The sequence below is a fragment of the Streptomyces purpurascens genome, assembly GCF_045040895.1.
GTDB classification, from domain to species: Bacteria; Actinomycetota; Actinomycetes; order Streptomycetales; family Streptomycetaceae; genus Streptomyces; species Streptomyces purpurascens.
Genome location: NZ_CP108341.1, coordinates 5736637 through 5755130 on the forward strand (window position 1 = coordinate 5736637; position 18494 = coordinate 5755130).

The 18494-nt window shown below is 71.8% G+C and carries 15 protein-coding genes; 9 read left to right on the forward strand and 6 right to left on the reverse strand.

All coding sequences use genetic code 11. From position 1 onward, the window contains the following. Positions 1–76: 76 nt before the first annotated feature. From OHU35_RS26305 to OHU35_RS26320, 4 genes are all read left to right on the forward strand, one after another. The gene (locus tag OHU35_RS26305; RefSeq protein ID WP_405507099.1) at positions 77–1738 is read left to right on the forward strand and encodes a serine/threonine-protein kinase; all 1662 of its coding nucleotides are present in this window, start codon (positions 77–79) and stop codon (positions 1736–1738) included. Positions 1739–1809: 71 nt separating this feature from the next. Beyond that, the gene (locus tag OHU35_RS26310; protein ID WP_405507101.1) at positions 1810–3423 is read left to right on the forward strand and encodes a protein kinase domain-containing protein; all 1614 of its coding nucleotides are present in this window, start codon (positions 1810–1812) and stop codon (positions 3421–3423) included. Positions 3424–3567: 144 nt separating this feature from the next. Further along, a complete protein-coding gene (locus OHU35_RS26315) occupies positions 3568–5196 on the forward strand; it encodes a succinic semialdehyde dehydrogenase (RefSeq protein ID WP_405507102.1) in 1629 nt (542 codons plus the stop codon). 74 nt (positions 5197–5270) lie between these two features. Then, on the forward strand, positions 5271–7058 hold the full coding sequence (locus OHU35_RS26320) for a GMC family oxidoreductase N-terminal domain-containing protein (RefSeq protein WP_405507104.1): 1788 nt from the start codon (positions 5271–5273) through the stop codon (positions 7056–7058). Positions 7059–7139: 81 nt separating this feature from the next. On the opposite strand, the gene OHU35_RS26325 is transcribed toward OHU35_RS26320, so the two are convergent. Then, complete coding sequence (locus tag OHU35_RS26325; protein ID WP_189722742.1) at positions 7140–8126, reverse strand: LAETG motif-containing sortase-dependent surface protein; 987 nt, start codon at positions 8124–8126, stop codon at positions 7140–7142. A gap of 212 nt (positions 8127–8338) precedes the next feature. Here OHU35_RS26325 and OHU35_RS26330 point away from each other — a divergent pair, with 212 nt between their 5' ends. Continuing rightward, a complete protein-coding gene (locus tag OHU35_RS26330) occupies positions 8339–9475 on the forward strand; it encodes a hypothetical protein (RefSeq protein ID WP_405507106.1) in 1137 nt (378 codons plus the stop codon). Between the two features lie 457 nt (positions 9476–9932). Here the strand turns inward: OHU35_RS26330 and OHU35_RS26335 are convergent, their stop codons facing one another. Further along, positions 9933–10226, reverse strand: coding sequence for a chorismate mutase (locus tag OHU35_RS26335; RefSeq protein ID WP_189722744.1), 294 nt, complete (start codon positions 10224–10226; stop codon positions 9933–9935). Between the two features lie 357 nt (positions 10227–10583). Between OHU35_RS26335 and guaA the strand changes: the two genes are divergently transcribed. Continuing rightward, positions 10584–12164: a glutamine-hydrolyzing GMP synthase gene (gene guaA, locus OHU35_RS26340; protein WP_189722745.1), complete on the forward strand. Its 1581-nt coding sequence runs from the start codon at positions 10584–10586 to the stop codon at positions 12162–12164. A gap of 9 nt (positions 12165–12173) precedes the next feature. On the opposite strand, the gene OHU35_RS26345 is transcribed toward guaA, so the two are convergent. Continuing rightward, complete coding sequence (locus OHU35_RS26345; protein ID WP_189722746.1) at positions 12174–12647, reverse strand: pyridoxamine 5'-phosphate oxidase family protein; 474 nt, start codon at positions 12645–12647, stop codon at positions 12174–12176. A 188-nt stretch (positions 12648–12835) separates the two neighbouring features. Between OHU35_RS26345 and OHU35_RS26350 the strand changes: the two genes are divergently transcribed. Next, positions 12836–13630: a class II aldolase/adducin family protein gene (locus OHU35_RS26350; protein ID WP_189722747.1), complete on the forward strand. Its 795-nt coding sequence runs from the start codon at positions 12836–12838 to the stop codon at positions 13628–13630. A gap of 8 nt (positions 13631–13638) precedes the next feature. Here the strand turns inward: OHU35_RS26350 and OHU35_RS26355 are convergent, their stop codons facing one another. Further along, positions 13639–14532, reverse strand: a complete 894-nt coding sequence (locus OHU35_RS26355) for a DUF4429 domain-containing protein (RefSeq protein ID WP_405507108.1) — start codon at positions 14530–14532, stop codon at positions 13639–13641. 184 nt (positions 14533–14716) lie between these two features. On the opposite strand from OHU35_RS26355, the gene OHU35_RS26360 reads away from it, so the two are divergent. Together OHU35_RS26360 and OHU35_RS26365 are read left to right on the forward strand one after the other, a co-directional pair. After that, positions 14717–16093 (forward strand): hypothetical protein, encoded by a 1377-nt coding sequence (locus tag OHU35_RS26360; protein WP_405507109.1) that lies wholly within the window; start codon positions 14717–14719, stop codon positions 16091–16093. A gap of 157 nt (positions 16094–16250) precedes the next feature. After that, positions 16251–16778: a DoxX family protein gene (locus tag OHU35_RS26365; protein WP_189722749.1), complete on the forward strand. Its 528-nt coding sequence runs from the start codon at positions 16251–16253 to the stop codon at positions 16776–16778. A 21-nt stretch (positions 16779–16799) separates the two neighbouring features. On the opposite strand, the gene OHU35_RS26370 is transcribed toward OHU35_RS26365, so the two are convergent. Together OHU35_RS26370 and OHU35_RS26375 are read right to left on the reverse strand one after the other, a co-directional pair. After that, a complete protein-coding gene (locus tag OHU35_RS26370) occupies positions 16800–17018 on the reverse strand; it encodes a hypothetical protein (protein ID WP_189722750.1) in 219 nt (72 codons plus the stop codon). Continuing rightward, a complete protein-coding gene (locus OHU35_RS26375) occupies positions 17005–18468 on the reverse strand; it encodes a PspC domain-containing protein (protein WP_405507111.1) in 1464 nt (487 codons plus the stop codon). The genes OHU35_RS26370 and OHU35_RS26375 overlap by 14 nt, the downstream gene beginning before the upstream one ends. Positions 18469–18494: the final 26 nt, after the last annotated feature.

An 18494-nucleotide genomic window follows, 5' to 3' on the forward strand; every position in this document is an offset into this window, starting at 1 on the left:
AGCCAGGGTCACGGGTCTGTGACCGGTTCGCGGCCTTGGTGGATACGTAAGCGCTTGGCGCGATATGGATGACCTCATGAGCAGCGACGGGGGATCTCGATCCGGGGCCGATGAGCCGACAAGTTTTGTTCTGCAACCTCCCCATCCGCCGGCGCCGATACCGGGCAACCCGTACGCGACGCCCACCCAGGTCGTGCGGCCCCGGTCGGCGGACGCGGCACCGGCGGCGACGGAAACGGCCGAGGATCCCGGTGCCGGGCGCCTCATCGCCGGGCGCTACCGGCTGATCGCCAAGCTCGGGCACGGCGGCATGGGCACGGTGTGGCGGGCCGAGGACGAGACGGTGGACCGGGAGGTCGCCGTCAAGGAGCCCCGCGTCCCGGATCATCTTCCCGAACGCGAACGTGCCAACGCCTTCGAGCGTATGCGTCGTGAGGCGCGTGCCGCGGCCCGGCTCGACCACCCGGCGGTGGTCGACGTCCACGACGTGGCGGTCGTGGACGACCAGCCGTGGATCGTGATGGAGCTGGTGCGGGGCCGGTCGCTGGGCGACGCGCTCCAGGAAGGGACCCTGTCCGCGCGCGAGGCGGCCCGGATCGGCCTGGAGGTGCTCGGCGCGCTGGAGGCCGCGCACGCGGCGGGCATCCTGCACCGCGATGTGAAACCGGACAACGTGCTGCTCGGCCGGTACGACCGGGTCGTCCTCACGGACTTCGGCATCGCCCAGATCGAGGGCGAGACCAACCTGACCGACACCGGCGGCTTCGTGGGCTCGCCCGAGTACATCGCGCCGGAACGGGTGCTGGGCCAGCGCCCGGGACCGGCCAGCGACCTGTGGTCCCTGGGCGTGGTGCTGTACGCGGCGACGGAGGGCGTCTCGCCGTTCCGCCGCAGCAACACCCCCGCCACGCTGCAGTCCGTCCTCAACGCCACGCCCGCGCCGCCCGCCTCCGCCCCGAGCCCGCTCGCCGAGGTCATCACGGGCCTGCTGCACAAGGACCCGGCCCGCCGCCCGAACGCGGCACAGGTGCGTGCCCGGCTGGAGGCGGCCGCGAACCCGCCGGCCGCTCAGCCCACCCAGGTCGTGCGGGTCACGGGCCAGGGCGCCGCCGGCCGGGGCATCCGGCTCGGCCGCGGGGCGTGGACCGGACTCGGCGCGCTGGTCGTCGCGGCGGCGGTGACGGCGTACCTGGTCATGGCGGACCCGTTCGCCGGGCCGTTGCCCGACGGCTGGCAGACCAAGCAGGAGAAGGGCCTCGCCGCGTCGCTGGCGGTTCCCGGCGACTACCAGCGGACCGTGCCCGACCGGGAGAGGGACCAGGGGCGCTGGGTCACGTACACCGACTGGAGCGGCAGCATCTGGATCGGCCTGACCCTCGAAAAGAAGGCGGAGGACACCGGCAGCAATATCGCGGGCTCCGCGGCCGCCGAGATGTACGACGACGACAGCGGGTTCAAGGACAGCGGCAGCTACGACCTGGACATGCCGGAGAACCCGAGGACCAACCCCCGGGTGACCACCTACAGAGACAAGAAGGCCGCCGAGAACACCGTCTCCTACGACACCGACGACAGCGAGAACCCCCGCCCCCGCGAACTGCGGATGCTCTACTACAAGACTCCCGGCGGCGACATGTACAAGCTCACCGTCAGCTACCCGGGCAAGGGCGACTTCACCGAGCGCGGACGTGAGGTGGCGAGCACGGCGATCGCGAACCTCGACATCGACGGGACCTGAACCCGCGCCTCCAACGCCCCCGGAAAACACCCGCGTCGACAACCGCCCGCCCCGCACGGTACTGATGGGGCATGAGCAACGACGGGGGCGGGACGGGCGCTCAGGGCCGGCTGATCGGTGGGCGCTACCGGCTGATCGAGCGCATCGGCTCCGGCGGGACGGGCACCGTCTGGCGGGCCCGCGATGAGCTCGTACAGCGTGAAGTCGCCGTCAGACAGCCCCGGTTGCCGGGCCGCCCGGAGGACGAGAGCCACCGGCGGGCGGCCCACCGGCTCCACCGTGAGGCCCGGGCCGCCGCCCGCGTCGACCACCCCGCCGCCGTCACCATCCACGACGTGGTCGTCGAGGCGGAGCGGCCGGACGAAGGCCTGCGCCCTTCGGGCCCCGACGAGCTCGACGCGGCCGAGGCGCTCGACGGACTCCCCTGGATCGTCATGGAGTCGGTCCAGGGCGAGTCCCTGCACGAGACGCTCCGGCGCGGACCCGTCGACGCGCGCGAAGCGGCCCGGATCGGCCTCGCCGTCCTCGGCGCCCTGCGCGCCGCGCACTCCGTCGGCATCGTGCACCGGGACGTGAAGCCCGCCAACGTGCTGCTCGGCCCCGGCCGGCGCGTCGTCCTCACCGACTTCGGCATGGCCCATGTCCAGGGCGAGGAGTCCCTCACGGGCGGCGGGGAGTTCGCCGGCTCGCCGGAGTTCGTCGCCCCCGAGCGGATGTCCGGCCGTACCGCCGGGCCCGCATCCGACCTGTGGTCCCTGGGCGTCCTGCTGTACACAGCCGTGGAGGGCTCGTCGCCGTTCCGCCGGACCACGCCGGAGGCCACACTCGCCGCGATCCGCGCCGCCGAGCCGCCCGAACCGGAGCGGGCCGGACCGCTCGGGCCGCTGATCGTCCGGCTGCTGGCGCACGACCCCGACCGGCGGCCGGACGCCGAAGAGGTCGCGAAGGAACTGGAAGCGGTGGCGGGGCCGACAGCGGCCGGGGAACCTCAGGAGGCCGAGCCCATACGGGAGTTCCCGGAGGACACCGGCACACCGGCGCCCGAGGAGAGCACCGAACCGCCGGAGGACGGCCCCGCGGAGCGGCGGGATTCCGCACCCCCGAAGCGCCAGAGCCTCCTCCGCCCCGCCCCCTTCGCCCTCCTGAGCGCACTGCTCGCCGGCGGCATAGGCGCAGCGACCCACCTCGACGGCGCCGGCAGGGCGGAGAGCGCCGAACAGGCCGCCGACACGACGGACACCTGGACCCCGCACCACGATCCCGACCTGGCGGCCGTCCTCCATCTCCCGCGCCACTACCGCGAACTCGACCGGACCGGCAGCGCGATCGACCAGCCCCGCACGGTGCTCTACGGCGACGAACGGGGCGGCACCGTCCAGGTCCGCCTCCTCCTCTGGGACCGGGCCCCGGGCTCCCCGATGGACCAGGCCCGCAAGACACCCGTCGTCCCGGGTGACACGCGGTACACCCGCACCGGCGTCCAGGGCCACGAAGCCGCCCTCGCCGACACCACCTACTACGCGGACCAGCGCCCCAGGCGGGTCACGCGCGTGCTGATCCGCACCGGTGACGACCGCATGTACGAACTGCGCGTCGACATGCCGAGGGGCACACCGGAGGAGGAGGAAGGCACCTCGGTGTTCCAGGGCGCCCGGGACCGGCTGGAGGTCGGCACGGGATCGTAAAAGGCTGAATTACACCGACTGTCACCGCACAACGCCCTGATCAGGGTGTTTGTTGCCAGCAGCCACTGGCGTCGTGTGTGCAGTCGGTGAAGCCGTATTACCGACGGGTACCCAAAGCCTCCGCCGGGGCATACCCTGCGCCTCATGACGGACGCGCACGCCCCGGAGAAGACCGGCACGGCACAGACCGGCACGAACCCCCTCGCCCCCGCCCCGGAGGGCGCCCGCACCGCCGCCGACGTGGTCACCCCCGAGCTGGTCGCCCAGCTCACCAAGGGCGTGGTCGGTTCCGGGCGCACCGCCAACCACACGCCGTTCACCGGGGAGAAGCTGGCCGACCTCCCCGAGTCGACGCCCGAGGACGTGGCGAGGGCCTTCGAACTGGCCCGCACCGCCCAGGCCGTGTGGGAACGGACGCCCGTACGGCAGCGCGCCGCCGTCCTGCTCCGCTTCCACGACCTGGTGCTGGAGCGCCAGGCCGAGGTGCTCGACCTGATCCAGCTGGAGACGGGCAAGGCCCGGCTGCACGCCCACGAGGAGGTCCAGGCCGTCGCGGTCGCCGCCCGGCACTACGGCCGCAAGGCCCCCGCCTACCTCCGGCCCAAGCGGCACGCCGGTGCCATGCCGACCCTCACCAAGGTCACCGAACTGCGCCACCCGCGTGGTGTGATCGGCCAGATCGCCCCCTGGAACTACCCGCTGGAGCTGTCGGTCGGCGACGCGCTTCCGGCGTTCGTCGCGGGCAACGCGGTCGTCATGAAGCCGGACACGGAGACCTGCCTCACCGCCCTGTGGGCCCGTGACCTGCTCATCGAGGCCGGCCTGCCCGCCGATGTCTTCCAGGTCGTCCTCGGCGACGGCCCGGTCGTCGGCCCCGAGGTCGTCCGGCACGCCGACTACGTCTCCTTCACCGGCTCCACCCGCACCGGCCGCGAGGTCGCCCAGGGCGCCGCCGCCCGGCTGGTCGGCGTCTCCCTCGAACTCGGCGGCAAGAACGCCATGCTGGTGCTCGAGGACGCCGACATCGAGAAGGCGGCGGCCGGCGCCGTCCGCGCCTGCTTCTCCTCCGCGGGCCAGCTCTGCATCTCCATCGAGCGGCTGTACGTCCACGAGTCCGTCGCGGACGCCTTCCTGGAGCGCTTCGCCGCCCGTACGAGGACGATGCGCCTGGGCAGGTCGCTGGCGTACGGCGCCGACATGGGCTCCCTGGTCGGCGAACGCCAGCTCGAGACCGTCACGCGGCATGTGGAGGAGGCGGTTTCCAAGGGCGCGAAGGTCCTCGCCGGCGGGACGGCCCGCCCGGACATCGGCCCGTACTTCTTCGAGCCCACGATCCTCGACGGGGTCGAAACGGAGATGTCCGTCTGCACCGAGGAGACCTTCGGCCCGGTCGTCTCGATCTACCGCTTCAAGGACGAGGACGAGGTCATCGAGCGCGCCAATGCCACGGCGTACGGCCTGAACTCCTCGGTCTGGACGAAGAACGGCCGACGTGGCCAGGAGGTCGCCGCCCGTCTGCGCACCGGCACGGTCAACATCAACGAGGGTTACGCCCCCGCGTACGGCAGCGTCCAGTCGCCCATGGGCGGCATGAAGGACTCCGGCCTGGGCCGCCGCCACGGCTCCGAGGGCATCCTCAAGTACACCGAGGCCCAGACGGTCGCCCACCAGCGCGTCCTTCCGATGGCCCCCTCCCTGGGCATGGACGACGAGAAGTACGCCCAGTTCATGAGCAGGAGCCTCCGCCTGATGAAGGCATTCCGCTTCCGGTGACGCCTTAGGGGCGCGGGGAACTGCGCGAGCAACCACAGAGCACCCGCACTGCACACTCAAAGGGGAGACGGCACGTGCCAAAGGACGCTTACGACTACGACGTCATCGTGGTCGGCTCCGGCTTCGGCGGCTCGGTGACCGCCCTGCGCCTCACCGAAAAGGGCTACAAGGTAGGCGTCCTGGAGGCCGGCCGCCGCTTCACCCGCGAATCCTTCCCCAAGAACTCCTGGGACCTCAAGAACTACCTCTGGGCGCCGAAGCTCGGCATGTACGGCATCCAGCGCATCCACCTGCTGGGCAACGTCATGGTCCTGGCGGGCGCGGGCGTCGGCGGCGGCTCCCTCAACTACGCCAACACCCTCTACGTCCCGCCGAAGCCGTTCTTCGAGGATCCGCAGTGGCGGGACATCACGGACTGGCAGGACGAGCTGAAGCCCTTCTACGACCAGGCCCGGCGCATGCTGGGCGTGCGGCTCAACCCGACCATGACCCCGTCGGACGTCCACCTGAAGGCCGCCGCGGAGCGCATGGGCTGCGGCGACTCCTTCCACCTCGCCCCGGTCGGCGTCTTCTTCGGCGACGGCGAGGACGCCGACGGTACGGCGAAGGCGAAGCCGGGCCAGGAGGTGCCCGACCCGTACTTCGGCGGCGCGGGGCCGGCCCGCCGGGCCTGCGCGGAGTGCGGCGAGTGCATGACCGGCTGCCGCCACGGCGCGAAGAACACCCTCAACGAGAACTATCTGCACCTGGCCGAGAAGGCCGGCGCGGTCGTCCACCCCCTGACGACGGTCGTCTCGGTCACCGACGACTCACGCGGCGGATACGCCGTCGCCACGCTCCCCACCGACGACCGCCGCAAGGCGAAGGGCCGCACCTTCACGGCCCGCAAGGTCGTCCTCGCGGCCGGCACCTACGGCACCCAGACCCTGCTGCACCGCATGAAGGCCGGCGGCCAGCTGCCCTACATCTCCGACAAGCTGGGCGAGCTGACCCGCACCAACTCCGAGGCCCTGGTCGGCGCCCAGACCGACGACCGGCGCTACCGCAAGGCCCACGGTGCCCGGAAGGCCGACTTCACCCGGGGCGTGGCCATCACGTCCTCGATCCACCCGGACGAGAACACCCACATCGAGCCGGTTCGCTACGGCAAGGGCTCCAACTCGATGGGCGGCCTGTCCATCCTCCAGGTCCCCTACGCCCGCGGCGCCTCGGGCACCTCGCGGGTCCTCGGCTTCCTCGCCCACGCGGCGAAACACCCCTTGCTGGTGCTGCGTTCCCTGTCCAACCGCCGCTGGTCGGAGCGGACCATCATCGGCCTGGTGATGCAGTCGCTGGACAACTCCCTGACGACGTACCTGAAACCGTCGGGTGCCGGCCGCGGCCTGCTCACCGCACGCCAGGGCCACGGCGCCCCCAACCCCAAGCAGATCAAGGCCGCCACGGAGAGCGCCTCGGCGCTGGCCGCCGAGATCAACGGCTTCGCGGGCTCGAACGTCGGCGAACTGATGGGCACCCCGCTCACCGCTCACTTCCTGGGCGGCTGCCCCATCGGCGCCTCCCGCGAGACCGGCGTGATCGACCCGTACCACCGCCTCTACGGCCACTCGGGCATCTCGGTGGTCGACGGCGCCGCGGTCTCCGCCAACCTGGGCGTCAACCCGTCCCTCACCATCACCGCCCAGGCCGAGCGGGCGATGTCGTACTGGCCCAACAAGGGCGAGCCCGACCTCCGGCCGCGGCAGGGCACGGCCTACGAACGTCTCCAGCCGGTCGAGCCCAAGTCCCCGGCGGTCCCGGCGGACGCGTTCGGCGCGCTGCGGCTGCCGTTCCTGGGCATGCCCGCGGTGCCGCCGAAGAAGTAACCGAGCCGGTACAGAGAAGAGGGACCTGCGCCCCCCTCCGAGCGCAGGTCCCTCTTCCGTCTTGCGTAAAGCTCTGGCGTGTTACGCCTCCGCGCCGGCCTTGCGGCGACGCACCACGAAGATCGCACCGGCACCGGCGACGACCGCGGCACCGCCGACGAGGCTGATCATCGGCAGGGCTGAGCTGGAGCCGGTCTCGGCGAGGCTGCCGGTGACCTCCGGCGTGGTGCCGGCCGGCTTCTTGTCGGTGACGGGCGCCTTGCCGCCTTCCTGCGGCTTGGTGCCGCCGGTGTCCGTACCGGCCGAGACGATCTGGAACTTGTAGGAGATCTGGCCGAAGCCGGTGCACTCGGCGTCGTTGTCGCCGTAGATCGTCGCGCCGAGCGAGAAGCCGGCGCCGACCGGGGCGGACTTGCTGACGTTGAGACGCAGCGGGATGTTGACCTCGTAGTCGGGCTTCAGCTCGTCGGTGTAACCGACGTAGCCGACCGCGAGGCCGCCCTCGTTGAGGTCGACCCAGATCTTGTCCTGGGGGTCCCAGGCCTGGAGCTGGACCTGCTTGCTGGAGAACAGGTCCTCGCCGTTCTTGTCGGCGGAGGCGCCGGCGAAGAAGTCGAGGTCGTTCAGCGTGGAGTCGGAGTTGTTGAGCACGTTCAGCGAGAACTTGTGCCAGCCGCTGCCCGCCGAGATCTTGCCGGGCAGGCCGCTGATGCTGACGTCGACCTTGGTGTCCTCGCAGACCGAGGGCTCGGGGTCGGGGGACTCCGACTCCTCGGGCTCGGACGCGGTGGGCGCCGGGGAGGACTCGCTCGTGGACGGGCTCGGCGAGGTGGACGTCTCGGGAGCGGACTCGCTCACGGACGCGCTCGGGGTCGGCGTCGTCTCGGCGGGCTTGGACTCGGTCGCCGACGGCGAGGGACTGTTGCTCTCGGGCGCCGACTCGCTCGCGGAGGCGCTCGGCGTGGGCGTCGTTTCGTCGGTCGCGTACGCGGCCGGTGCCGCGAGCAGTGCCACCGGGGCTATGACCGCCGTAGCGGCCGCTGCTGCCATGGCGCGGCGAAGCTTCATGAAGACCTCGGAGAGTCCGGCGTACCGCACTGTGCGGTACGAACTGGGGGAGGCCTCCGCGTGTGGGGCGCGGGAGTGGCCCGTGGTTCTGAAGGTTTGATCCGTGAAACCTGTGAATGGTTGCGCTGGCATTCACAGAATTCTTATGTGGTCTGAGTCACAGCCATGACCTTCTTGTGAAGGCGCTTGCCGAGCGCCTAGAACTGTCGCTCGTGTCTGACAAGCCGTCCGACGATCATTCGTCGGCCTCCGAGATCCCCGACGATGTCTGGGAACAGTTCATCCGCGACGCCGAACGGGACACCCGCGGCTCAGCCCCGAAGGAGCCGTCCGCGCGGGCGCGCATGGTGACCGAGCGGTTGCGTCGGCAGGAGGAGCGGGGCGAGTCGCCCCCGGGGTGGCGTACCGGCCCCGTGTCGCCGGAGACGAACGGCCGGGCGGGCCGCCGTCGCACGCTGTGGGCCGTTCTCGGTGTGCCGGTCGCCGTCGCCGTGGCCCTGGTGGCCCTGAAGCCGTCACTGCTGCCCGGTGACCCGTTCGGTACGGGTGAGTCCGCGGCCGCCGAGGCTTCGCCCCTGCCTGCCGAGTCGGCGGCGCCCACCGCCGCACCCGGGGCGTCGGACCCCGAGCCCCCCACCCTGGACGAGCCCTTCGCCGGCTCTCCGGCGCTGCGCTGGGCCGACGGCGAGGCCGGCATCGTCCTGCCCGAGGCGAAGGCCGTCGGCCCGGTCTCGAAGGACCGTGTGGAACAGGCGCTGAAGCTGACGAGGAAGCTGCTGGTCGCCGCCAACCTCGACCCGGAGACGGTACGCGGCGAGCGTCCCGAGGCCGCGCTCTCCCTGCTCGACCCCAAGCAGCCGGGACTCCTCGACGACCTGAACACCGCCCTGCGCGCCCCGAGCGGCACGCACGACCCGGTGACGATGTTCAGCCGGTTCGACCCCGACGAGATACGGCCGGCCGGCGACGTGATCAAGACGCGCGGGCGCATGACGTTCGAGAAGGGCTCGCACGCCGGGGTCGCGGTGCGCGCCGACTACACCTTCGTCTACCCCGTCACGCGGGCCGACGGATCGACCGAGGTCACCCGAACGATCGTGCGCAGGGTTCTCGACGTCGAACTCGCCGATCCCGCCCACTACCGGGTCACCCCGGGCCGGCTGACCGTCCGGAAGTACGACGAGGAGATCGGCAACTCCACCTGCGACGTCAACGACGGCTACCTGCACCCGGAGTTCCCGTCGAGGAGGGAGAAGGGCCCCGACCCCACCGGCCCGACGACGGATCCGTACGACCGCAGCAGGAGCCTCGACGACGGCCACGCCTGCGGGACGGTGACCCGCACCTGAGCAGGCGCGAAAAAGCATGAGCGGGCGCGAAAAGCATGAGCGAAGGGCCCCGCGGGATGGAGCCGCGGGGCCCTTCCTCTCGTCAGCACCGACGTCAGGGCTGCGCCGGTGCCTGGAAGCGGCGCCGGGGGGTTGCGCCGCTGGTCTCGACCTTCTGGCAGTCGGGCAAATGCGGGTGTCGGCGGGGGATGTCCGCCGGGCGGCCCCGGGCGTCCCCGGAGCCGTCCGTTCTCTTGGGTGACCGGGCTGCTGTCCCCTGCCGTCCGGTCACTTCCCTGGAGCGAGGTCCCACGACGTACGGCACGATCCGTACGTCTCATCGCTCCAGTGAGCCACGCGTGGTTCTTTCGGGCCCGCCCCTGGCTGGCACGGACAACGAGACCAACGAGGCGTCCCGGGGCCGGTCACGCGCCGTACGGGTGAGAGGGGTGCGTACGTCTGTCCCGGGAACGCGGATTCAGATCTTGCCCCGGCACAGCTCCAGCAGGGTCATCGCCAGGGCCGTACCCGGCTTGCCCAGCGCGTCCCTGTAGTGGCCGAGCACCTCCATCTCGCGGGAGAGGTTCACGCGCCGGCCTCCGGAGGTGATCCGCGCCTCCTGGATGACGGCCGACACGGCCACCCGTTCCTGGATCAGGCCGATGATCCGGTCGTCGAGCGCGTCGATCCGCTCACGCGCGCCGGTGATCACCTCGGCGGCCTCGGGGGTACGGGCGCCGGTCACCTCGGTGGTGGTCGTGGGAACGGTCATGGGAGGGGCTCCTCGTCGTCTGGGGGTGCCCCGGAGCGGCAAGGCCCGGACGACGACAGACGCCCCGGGCCTTGTCGGCCCGGGGCGCCTGGGAAGTCGCTTGTCAGTTGCTCAAGCAGCACGACCATGGCAGCCGGCGGGCCGGATGCCATAGGTAAAGCGGAAGGTCTGGTGCGTGAGCATGGCGCTCAGTATGCCCTGGGGCGGCGCGGCGTCCAAGCGGGTTCGCATGGTGAGACTCGCATGGTGAGACGAGAGGTCCGGAGTCCGGGCCTCCCGTGGGCGGGACACCGCGCACGAGCACCTCGGTAGAATCGGGTGGCACAAGACCCCCGCCCCACCGCCGGAAGGCACCCCGTGTCATCAGCGACTCCCGCTGCGAACGCCCCCGACACCGTCCTGGTCGTCGACTTCGGCGCGCAGTACGCCCAGCTCATCGCCCGTCGTGTCCGCGAGGCGCGGGTCTACAGCGAGATCGTGCCGAGCACCATGCCGGTCCAGGAGATCCTCGCCAAGAACCCCGCGGCGATCATCCTCTCCGGCGGCCCCTCGTCGGTCTACGAGGAGGGCGCCCCGAGCCTCGACCGCGCCATCTTCGAGGCCGGCGTCCCCGTCTTCGGCATGTGCTACGGCTTCCAGCTGATGGCGCGGACCCTCGGCGGCACCGTCGACAACACCGGAGCCCGCGAGTACGGCCGTACCGGCCTGCACGTCTCCAAGTCGTCCTCCACCCTCTTCGAGGGCACCCCCGCCGAGCAGGCCGTCTGGATGTCGCACGGCGACGCCTGCTCCGCCGCCCCCGAGGGCTTCTCCGTCACGGCCTCCACGGACGTCGTCCCGGTCGCCGCGTTCGAGAACGACGAGAAGAAGCTCTACGGCGTCCAGTACCACCCCGAGGTGATGCACTCCACGCACGGGCAGCAGGTGCTGGAGCACTTCCTGTACCGGGGCGCGGGCCTCACGCCGAACTGGACGACCGGCAACGTGATCGAGGAGCAGGTCGCCGCGATCCGCGAGCAGGTCGGTGACCGGCGTGCCATCTGCGGGCTGTCCGGCGGTGTGGACTCCGCCGTCGCCGCCGCCCTCGTCCAGAAGGCCATCGGCTCCCAGCTGACCTGCGTGTACGTCGACCACGGCCTGATGCGCAAGGGCGAGACCGAGCAGGTCGAGAAGGACTTCGTGGCCGCGACCGGCGTACAGCTGAAGGTCGTGGACGCGGAGGAGCGGTTCCTCAAGGCGCTCGCCGGGGTCTCCGACCCCGAGGAGAAGCGGAAGATCATCGGCCGTGAGTTCATCCGGGTCTTCGAGCAGGCCCAGGCCGAGATCATCGCCGACCAGGGCCCCGCGGTGGAGTTCCTCGTCCAGGGCACCCTCTACCCGGACGTGGTCGAGTCCGGCGGCGGCACCGGCACTGCCAACATCAAGTCCCACCACAACGTGGGCGGCCTGCCCGAGGACCTCGAGTTCAAGCTGATCGAGCCGCTGCGCCAGCTGTTCAAGGACGAGGTCCGGATGGTCGGCCAGGAGCTCGGCCTGCCGGACGAGATCGTCCAGCGCCAGCCGTTCCCCGGCCCGGGCCTCGGCATCCGTATCGTCGGCGCGGTCAGCAAGGAGCGCCTGGACCTGCTGCGCGAGGCCGACGCCATCGCCCGCGAGGAGCTGACGGCGGCCGGCCTCGACCGGGACATCTGGCAGTGCCCGGTGGTCCTGCTCGCGGACGTCCGCAGCGTCGGCGTCCAGGGCGACGGCCGTACGTACGGCCACCCGATCGTCCTGCGCCCCGTCTCGTCCGAGGACGCCATGACGGCCGACTGGTCGCGCCTGCCGTACGACGTCCTCGCCCGGATCTCCACGCGGATCACGAACGAGGTCAAGGACGTCAACCGCGTCGTCCTCGACGTGACCTCGAAGCCCCCGGGGACGATCGAGTGGGAGTGACCCCCAGGCCTATGTGCGCTTGATCGTGCGCAGGGGCTCGCCGGGCGTCCAGACCTGGACGACGAGGTACGTGTCGTCCTCGACGTAGGTCCTCACGACCTCCGTCAGCTCGGTGCGGAAGAGGTGGAACGGCTCCGGCGGTTCCACCTCTTCGACGTATCCGGCCTTGGTCTCGGCGTCTTCCACCTCGATCGCCCGGCCGCTGATCCGGACGTCGCCGCCGCCCATGCCCGTGCCCTCCCCGGGGTTCGCCTGGAGCGCGAAGCGCGGGTCGCGGCGCAGGTCGAGCGCCTTCACCGAGTCCGGCATCATGCCGAGCCACAGCTCACCGCTCAGGAACCGCACCTCCAGGCCGCTGGTGCGGGGCGAACCGTCCTTGCGGAGGGTGGCGAGGACGTGGTGGGTGTAGGCGCCGAAGCGCTTCTCGACCGTGTCGGCCAGGTCCGGTTCGGCGGTCGCGAAAGCCGCCCAGTTCGCTGTCATACGGAGAGTGTGGCGCCGAAATCCGACATCTTCTGTCGGCTATTCGTGGGGTAGGGGAGACCGGAGGCACGAGGGTGCGCACAGGGTGCTCACGGGGGCGCTCGTCTCATCTTTACGAAACGGTTCTGTTCATCCCGGCCCGACCGGCGGTAGCTTCCGCCCGTACGAAGAACCACGCTGGAGGACCTATGCACGGGCCCACCCCGCCCCTGCCGCTGCCCACCGACCGGCTGCGGTTCGCGATGCCGCCCATGCACGAGTCGGTCGAGGACGAACGCCGGCACCGCAAGGAACGGCTCGCGGGCGCCCTCAGGATCTTCGGGCGGCTCGGCTTCGAGGACGGCGTGTCCGGTCACATCACCGCCCGCGACCCGGAGTACACCGACTGCTTCTGGGTCAACCCGTTCGGGCTGCCCTTCCGGCACGTCACGGTGAGCGACCTGGTCCTCGCCAACCAGGACGGCCAGGTCGTCGAGGGCCGCTACCACGTCAACCAGGCCGCGTTCACCGTGCACGCCCAGGTGCACGCCGCCCGCCCCGACGTGGTCGCCGTCGCCCACTGCCACTCGGTGCACGGCCGGGCGCTCGCGGCCCTCGGCGAGCTGCTGGAGCCGATCACCCAGGAGAGCTGCGCCTTCTACGAGGACCACGCCCTCTACGACGCCTACACCGGCGTCGCGGTCGACGCCGAGGAGGGGCGGCGCATCGCGGCCGTGCTCGGCTCCCGCAAGGCGCTCGTGCTGCGCAACCACGGCCTGCTGACCGTCGGCGACTCGGTGGACGCGGCGGCCTGGTGGTTCGTGTCGATGGAGCGGTCCTGCCAGGTGCAGCTGACGGCGCAGGCGGCCGGGCGGCCGGTCCGGATCGACCACCGGATGGCGGTGGCGACGCGGGAGCAGCTGGGTGGCGACCTGGTGGCGTGGATCAACTACCAGCCGATGTGGCAGGACGTCAGCCGGAGCGAGCCGGATCTGCTGAGCTAGGAGAGCCTTCAGAAGCCGCGCAGCACCACGGCCTTCGTTCGTGCGAACTCCTCGTCCGTGAGCACGCCGTCCCGGTGCAACCGGCCCAACTCGCGCAGGCGGCGCAGCAGCACGTCGTGATGGTCGGCCGCAAGCGGCAGGGCATGTGCCGATCGGGAGTCCTGAGCGTACGAGTCGCTCTCTGACCCGGCCCGGGACGACGGGTGCGGCAGCCGGGCCGTGACCGCCGTGGCGACGAGCGCCGTGAGCAGATCGCGGCGGGCACTGCCCCACAGGTCCAGGGCGTACGGGTCCTTCTCCGGCGGCAGCTTCGAGAACACCGTCTCGCGGGTCACGAACCGCAGGAGGCCGTCCTCGTGGCCGGAGTTCGGCAGCCACTCGACCTGGACCAGGTCGCCCATGGTGATGATCCGCGGGCCGGTGGCGCGTTTGACCCGCTCGGAGGTGTCGGCCCAGTCGATCCGTACCCGGGTGCCGTCGAAGGAGACCGTCCCGTCGGACGAACGGACCGAGACCGGGACCGGCGGGCCGGGCAGCAGATAGGCCTTCGCCGGCTCCTTCGGGATCCGGTCCAGGAGCAGCGCGCGGCGGATCTCCTCGGCGACGTACTCGGCGACCCCCGTCCGGTCGGCGTCCACCGCCAGCCGGTACGGATCGGCCGCGTCCGGCAGCCGCCCGCCGGTCGCCTGGAGCAGGGGGTCGGCGCCCTCCCGCAGCCGCAACCGCAGTCGTCCGCGCCTGCGTTCCGGTTCGAGGACGACACCCGAGACCGCCTCGAGCGGCACGGCGATCTCTCCGTACGTCTGCCGGAACAACGGAACGGAGCGGTGCAGACCGGGCGTGATCCGGACCGTGTCGCCGTCGAAGGCCCAGGTCCCGTCACGCTGGATGATCTCGGCCATAGGGGAATTCTCCCAGTCAGGTCAACACGGCACGCCGAACTTCACCCGTGTTGACCAGACCGAGCGGACGTGAACCGGCTGGTGTAGGGCACAATTCGCTGTCGTCGCAGGGGAGTTGTACAGCGGTGTTTCCGGGGTCCGGAAGGCCGACGGTGGTTGGGTCGCGGGAAGGCGGGCGTCGGGCGTGGCGGTGCGCGAGGGACAGGGCGGCGCGGACGCGGGTGGGTACGCGGACGCGGGGGCGTATGCGGGCCGGTACGCGGGTGGGCCCGGCGGGTACGCGGGCGGCCAGGGCGGTGCTTATGGCAGTGCTCCCGGCGGTGTTCATGAAGGCGGGTGTGCCTGCGGGGACTGTCCGCACGGGGCGCGTGAGGGGCACCGGCGGGCCGTCGCCGCGTTCCTGCGCAGGCGCGACGAGTTCGCGGCCGGGCAGGGACTGCCGGCCGCGGTGGCCCACTCCGCCTCGGCTTCCCGGCAGTGGGTCTCGGAGGAACTGGCGCAGTCCGCGGAGTGCGTCGCCGAGCGCGGGCGGGCCGAGGGCCGGGCCTGGCTGACGGGCCTGTGGCGCCGTACGGCGGGTGTGGTGTGGGCGGCCGTCGTGCTGTTGCTGCTCGGGCAGTGCCTCACCGCGGTCGGCGCGGGCTGGACGACGGCGCGTACGGCCGGGCTGGCCGCGGCGCTGGTGGTGGCCGGTGCGGTGACCGCGGCGTCGTGGTTCCACCGGTCGAAGGGCGGTGCGCTGGCGCCCGTGATCGGCGACGACAACCGGCTGTCCACCTCCCGCACGGTCGCCGCGGCGTGGGTGCTGTTCGTGGCCTACGCGGTGCTCGTCCTGGCGGGGCGGCTGGCGGCCGCCTCCCGGCACCGGGAGCGGGACGCGCTGATCTCCGGGCTGGAACTCGCCCGCGGCGCCGGGGTCGTGACCGTGCTCGCCGTGGTGTGCGGGATCGCCGTGCTCGTGCGGCGGGTGGTCGGGCTGCGGGTGCTGGGGCAACGGCTGCAGAAGGTGCGTGCCGACCGGCCGCGCGCCGCCGACCTGCTGACCGACGACGCGGGCCGGGGCACCTTCGCCGACATCCAGTACGTCGTCATCAGCGGTGTCGCCCTGGTCTTCGCGGCGGTGCGGCTGGCCAGGCGCCCGGACCAGTTGCCGGACCTGCCGTGGGGTCTGGCGGTCGTGGTCCTGGTGTCGGCGGCGACCTATCTGGCCGGCAAGTACGCGGAGGGCGGCCGGCCGGTCATCCTCTCCGTGGTCCGGGCCCGGGAGGCCGGCGACCTCGACGGGCCGATCCGCACGGGCGACGACATCGAGATCCGGGGCGCCGGGTTCGTGCCGCCGGGTGCGCAAGGGGCCGACCGGTTGGCCCGGATGGTCGTCCGGGTGGGTGCCGTGCACGTCCACGTCCCGCTGGTACCGGTCCCCGGCGGCTTCAGCAACCCGGCGGACACGCTGCTGACGGTGCCGGTGCCGGCGGATGTGGAACCGGGGCGGGTGGACGTGCAGGTGGTCACGGCGGCGGGGGTGGAGACGAATCGGTACGCGGTTGATGTGACGGAGTGACGGTCGCCCGCCGGATCCGGCGCTGGGGCGAAAACAGGGACACGCAAGGGACACGTCAGAAAAAAGCCGTCGCGTCAGGATTGAGCGCGGTCTGTTTGTCGTACGTATCGTCTGTTGAGGGGGTCTCGGCACCGGCGGCGAGAGGCGGCTAGCAGCGATGACTCACAGTATGCGATCGGACACGCCCACCCCCCACTTCCGCGGCGACGGAGGCTGGCGGGATACCGCCGGCCGCTACGCCCTCCTTCCTCTGCGCATCTTCCTCGGCGTCACCTTCATCTACGCCGGCCTGGACAAAATCACCGACAGCGCCTTCATGAAGGACTCCGGCGCCGGGTCGATCGGCGACATGATGCGCGCCGTCCGCGACTCCTCCGCCATTCCCGCCCTGGTCGACCTCTCCCTGAAGAGCCCGGTCGGCTTCGGCTACGCCATCGCCTTCGGAGAACTGGCCGTCGGCATCGGCACCCTCCTCGGTGTGCTCGCCCGTCTGGCCGCATTCGGCGGCGCGCTGATCTCCCTCAGCCTGTGGCTGACCGTGAGCTGGGCCTCCGATCCGTACTACTACGGCAACGACCTCGCCTACCTCATGGCCTGGACCCCCCTCGTCCTGGCGGGCGCGCCCCTGTGGTCCGTGGACGCCGCCCTGAGGTCACGACGACGGCAGAGGCGGGAGTACCGGTAGCCGGAGCCCCGGTACCGGCGGCTAGTCGGCGGCGGTACGGCCCGCCGTGCGGCGTCGGCGCAGGCGGCCCGTCAGGAACGCCACCGCGCCGGCCAGGCACAGTCCGCCCGTGACGAGGGGGAGCGCCACGAACCACGGGATCTCCCAGGCGCCGCCCGCGTCACCGGCGTAGAGGACGCCCGTCAGGACGAGTACGACACCGGCGACCAGCTTTCCGGGCTTGGGCTCATGACGCAGCACGGGTCACCTCCGCCTGTCCCATGCCGACCTGGAGGTCCAGGTCGATGGTGCCGGACCTCTCGACGCCCTGGGCGGGGGAGAGGGTGATCCGCTTCTGCTGGCCCGGTTTCACGTCCACGTCCTTCGTGTCGTCGCCCGGCAGCTGGAGGTCGCCGAGTCCTACGTCGACGCTCAGCCGCACGGTCACGTCCTCGGGCACGAGCACCTTCACCCGGCCGATGCCCACATCGGCGCGTGTCGTCACGGTCTGTCTCCCGGCCACGTCCAGCCCGGTCAGGTCGAGGGTGCCGACGCCGGTGCCCAGTTCGTACTGCTGCTGTACGTCCGCCACCGTGGCGGGCCGCCAGGTCGTGCGGGCCCACTGGGTGTCGATGTCCTTGGGCAGTGCCGCCGAGCCGGCGAGCAGTCCGGCCGTGATGATCGCCAGGAGGATCGAGCCCGCTCCGGTCCGCCCCAGGAAGGCGCTGACGGCTATGCCCAGGCCCAGGACGGCGAGCGCGCAGGACAGACCCGTCTGCAGGCTGGTGCCCAGCGGGTGCTCGTCCCAGGTCAGGTCGGTGCCCAGGGCACCGGCGAGCAGGGCCAGCAGGAAGACCCAGCCGCCGATCCAGCGGGGGCCGCGCGGCTCGGGTGGCCGGCCGCGCGGGACGGCTATGTCCTCGCGGCCGCCGGCCCGGGTGCCGAGCCCGATGTTGATGGCTGCCGCGACGTCCGGGTCGCGGGCGTCGCGGGGGCCCCACAGATAGCCCGTGCCGCCGATGTGGGTGCCGTCCTTGACGATGGGGTCGCGCCACCAGGAGGGGGAGGTGGCGAGGACCGGCGGCGCCTGGGGTTCGGGCGGGGCGTCGGCGGCGGCCTGGGCGGCCAGCGGGTCGGGGCTGGGGGCGCCGCGCTGGCGTGACCAGTACCCGGAGCCGGCCAGCAGTATGGAGAGGACGAAGGCGAAGGTCAGCACTCCGCCGTTGTTCAGCAGGGTCAGGAACACTCCGCAGCCGACCAGCGCGAACAGCACGGCTGTCAGCGCCTGGCCGTCGACGCGGCCGGTCAGCAGCTTGCGCACCTCGTTCTCGTCCTCGTCGTCGTACGGGACGAGGAGCCAGACGAAGCCGTAGAAGAGCAGACCGATGCCGCCGGTGACGGAGAGCACCGCGAGCGTGATCCGGAAGATCACCGGGTCCAGGTCGCACTGCCGCCCGAGCCCGGCGCAGACGCCGGCCAGGGTCTTGTGGCGGCGGTCGCGACGGAACGCGCGGGGAGGGCCGGGCGGGCCGGGCGGGGTGGCTTCCCCGGCCGGGTCGGCCGCGTCGGTGGCTCCTCCCTGTTCTCCCGCGCCCACACGCCCTTGCGCGGAGGAGCCGGCGGGCGCGGCATCCTGCGGCCCGGCGCCCGGTGCGGGGCGCGGGCCGGAGCCGGGTCCCGGACCCGTCGCGGCGTGCTCGTGATCGGTCATGGGTCCATGGTGACGGGCGCGGCGCC

What these genes read in the sequence shown, in the direction of transcription:
- OHU35_RS26350 (WP_189722747.1), top strand. Translation starts at nt 12,836, where the DNA reads ATGCACGGGCCCACCCCGCCCCTGCCGCTGCCCACCGACCGGCTGCGG.
- OHU35_RS26355 (WP_405507108.1), bottom strand. Translation starts at nt 14,532, where the DNA reads ATGGCCGAGATCATCCAGCGTGACGGGACCTGGGCCTTCGACGGCGAC.
- OHU35_RS26325 (WP_189722742.1), bottom strand. Translation starts at nt 8,126, where the DNA reads ATGAAGCTTCGCCGCGCCATGGCAGCAGCGGCCGCTACGGCGGTCATA.
- OHU35_RS26315 (WP_405507102.1), top strand. Translation starts at nt 3,568, where the DNA reads ATGACGGACGCGCACGCCCCGGAGAAGACCGGCACGGCACAGACCGGC.
- OHU35_RS26335 (WP_189722744.1), bottom strand. Translation starts at nt 10,226, where the DNA reads ATGACCGTTCCCACGACCACCACCGAGGTGACCGGCGCCCGTACCCCC.
- OHU35_RS26375 (WP_405507111.1), bottom strand. Translation starts at nt 18,468, where the DNA reads ATGACCGATCACGAGCACGCCGCGACGGGTCCGGGACCCGGCTCCGGC.
- OHU35_RS26310 (WP_405507101.1), top strand. Translation starts at nt 1,810, where the DNA reads ATGAGCAACGACGGGGGCGGGACGGGCGCTCAGGGCCGGCTGATCGGT.
- OHU35_RS26305 (WP_405507099.1), top strand. Translation starts at nt 77, where the DNA reads ATGAGCAGCGACGGGGGATCTCGATCCGGGGCCGATGAGCCGACAAGT.
- OHU35_RS26345 (WP_189722746.1), bottom strand. Translation starts at nt 12,647, where the DNA reads ATGACAGCGAACTGGGCGGCTTTCGCGACCGCCGAACCGGACCTGGCC.
- OHU35_RS26365 (WP_189722749.1), top strand. Translation starts at nt 16,251, where the DNA reads ATGACTCACAGTATGCGATCGGACACGCCCACCCCCCACTTCCGCGGC.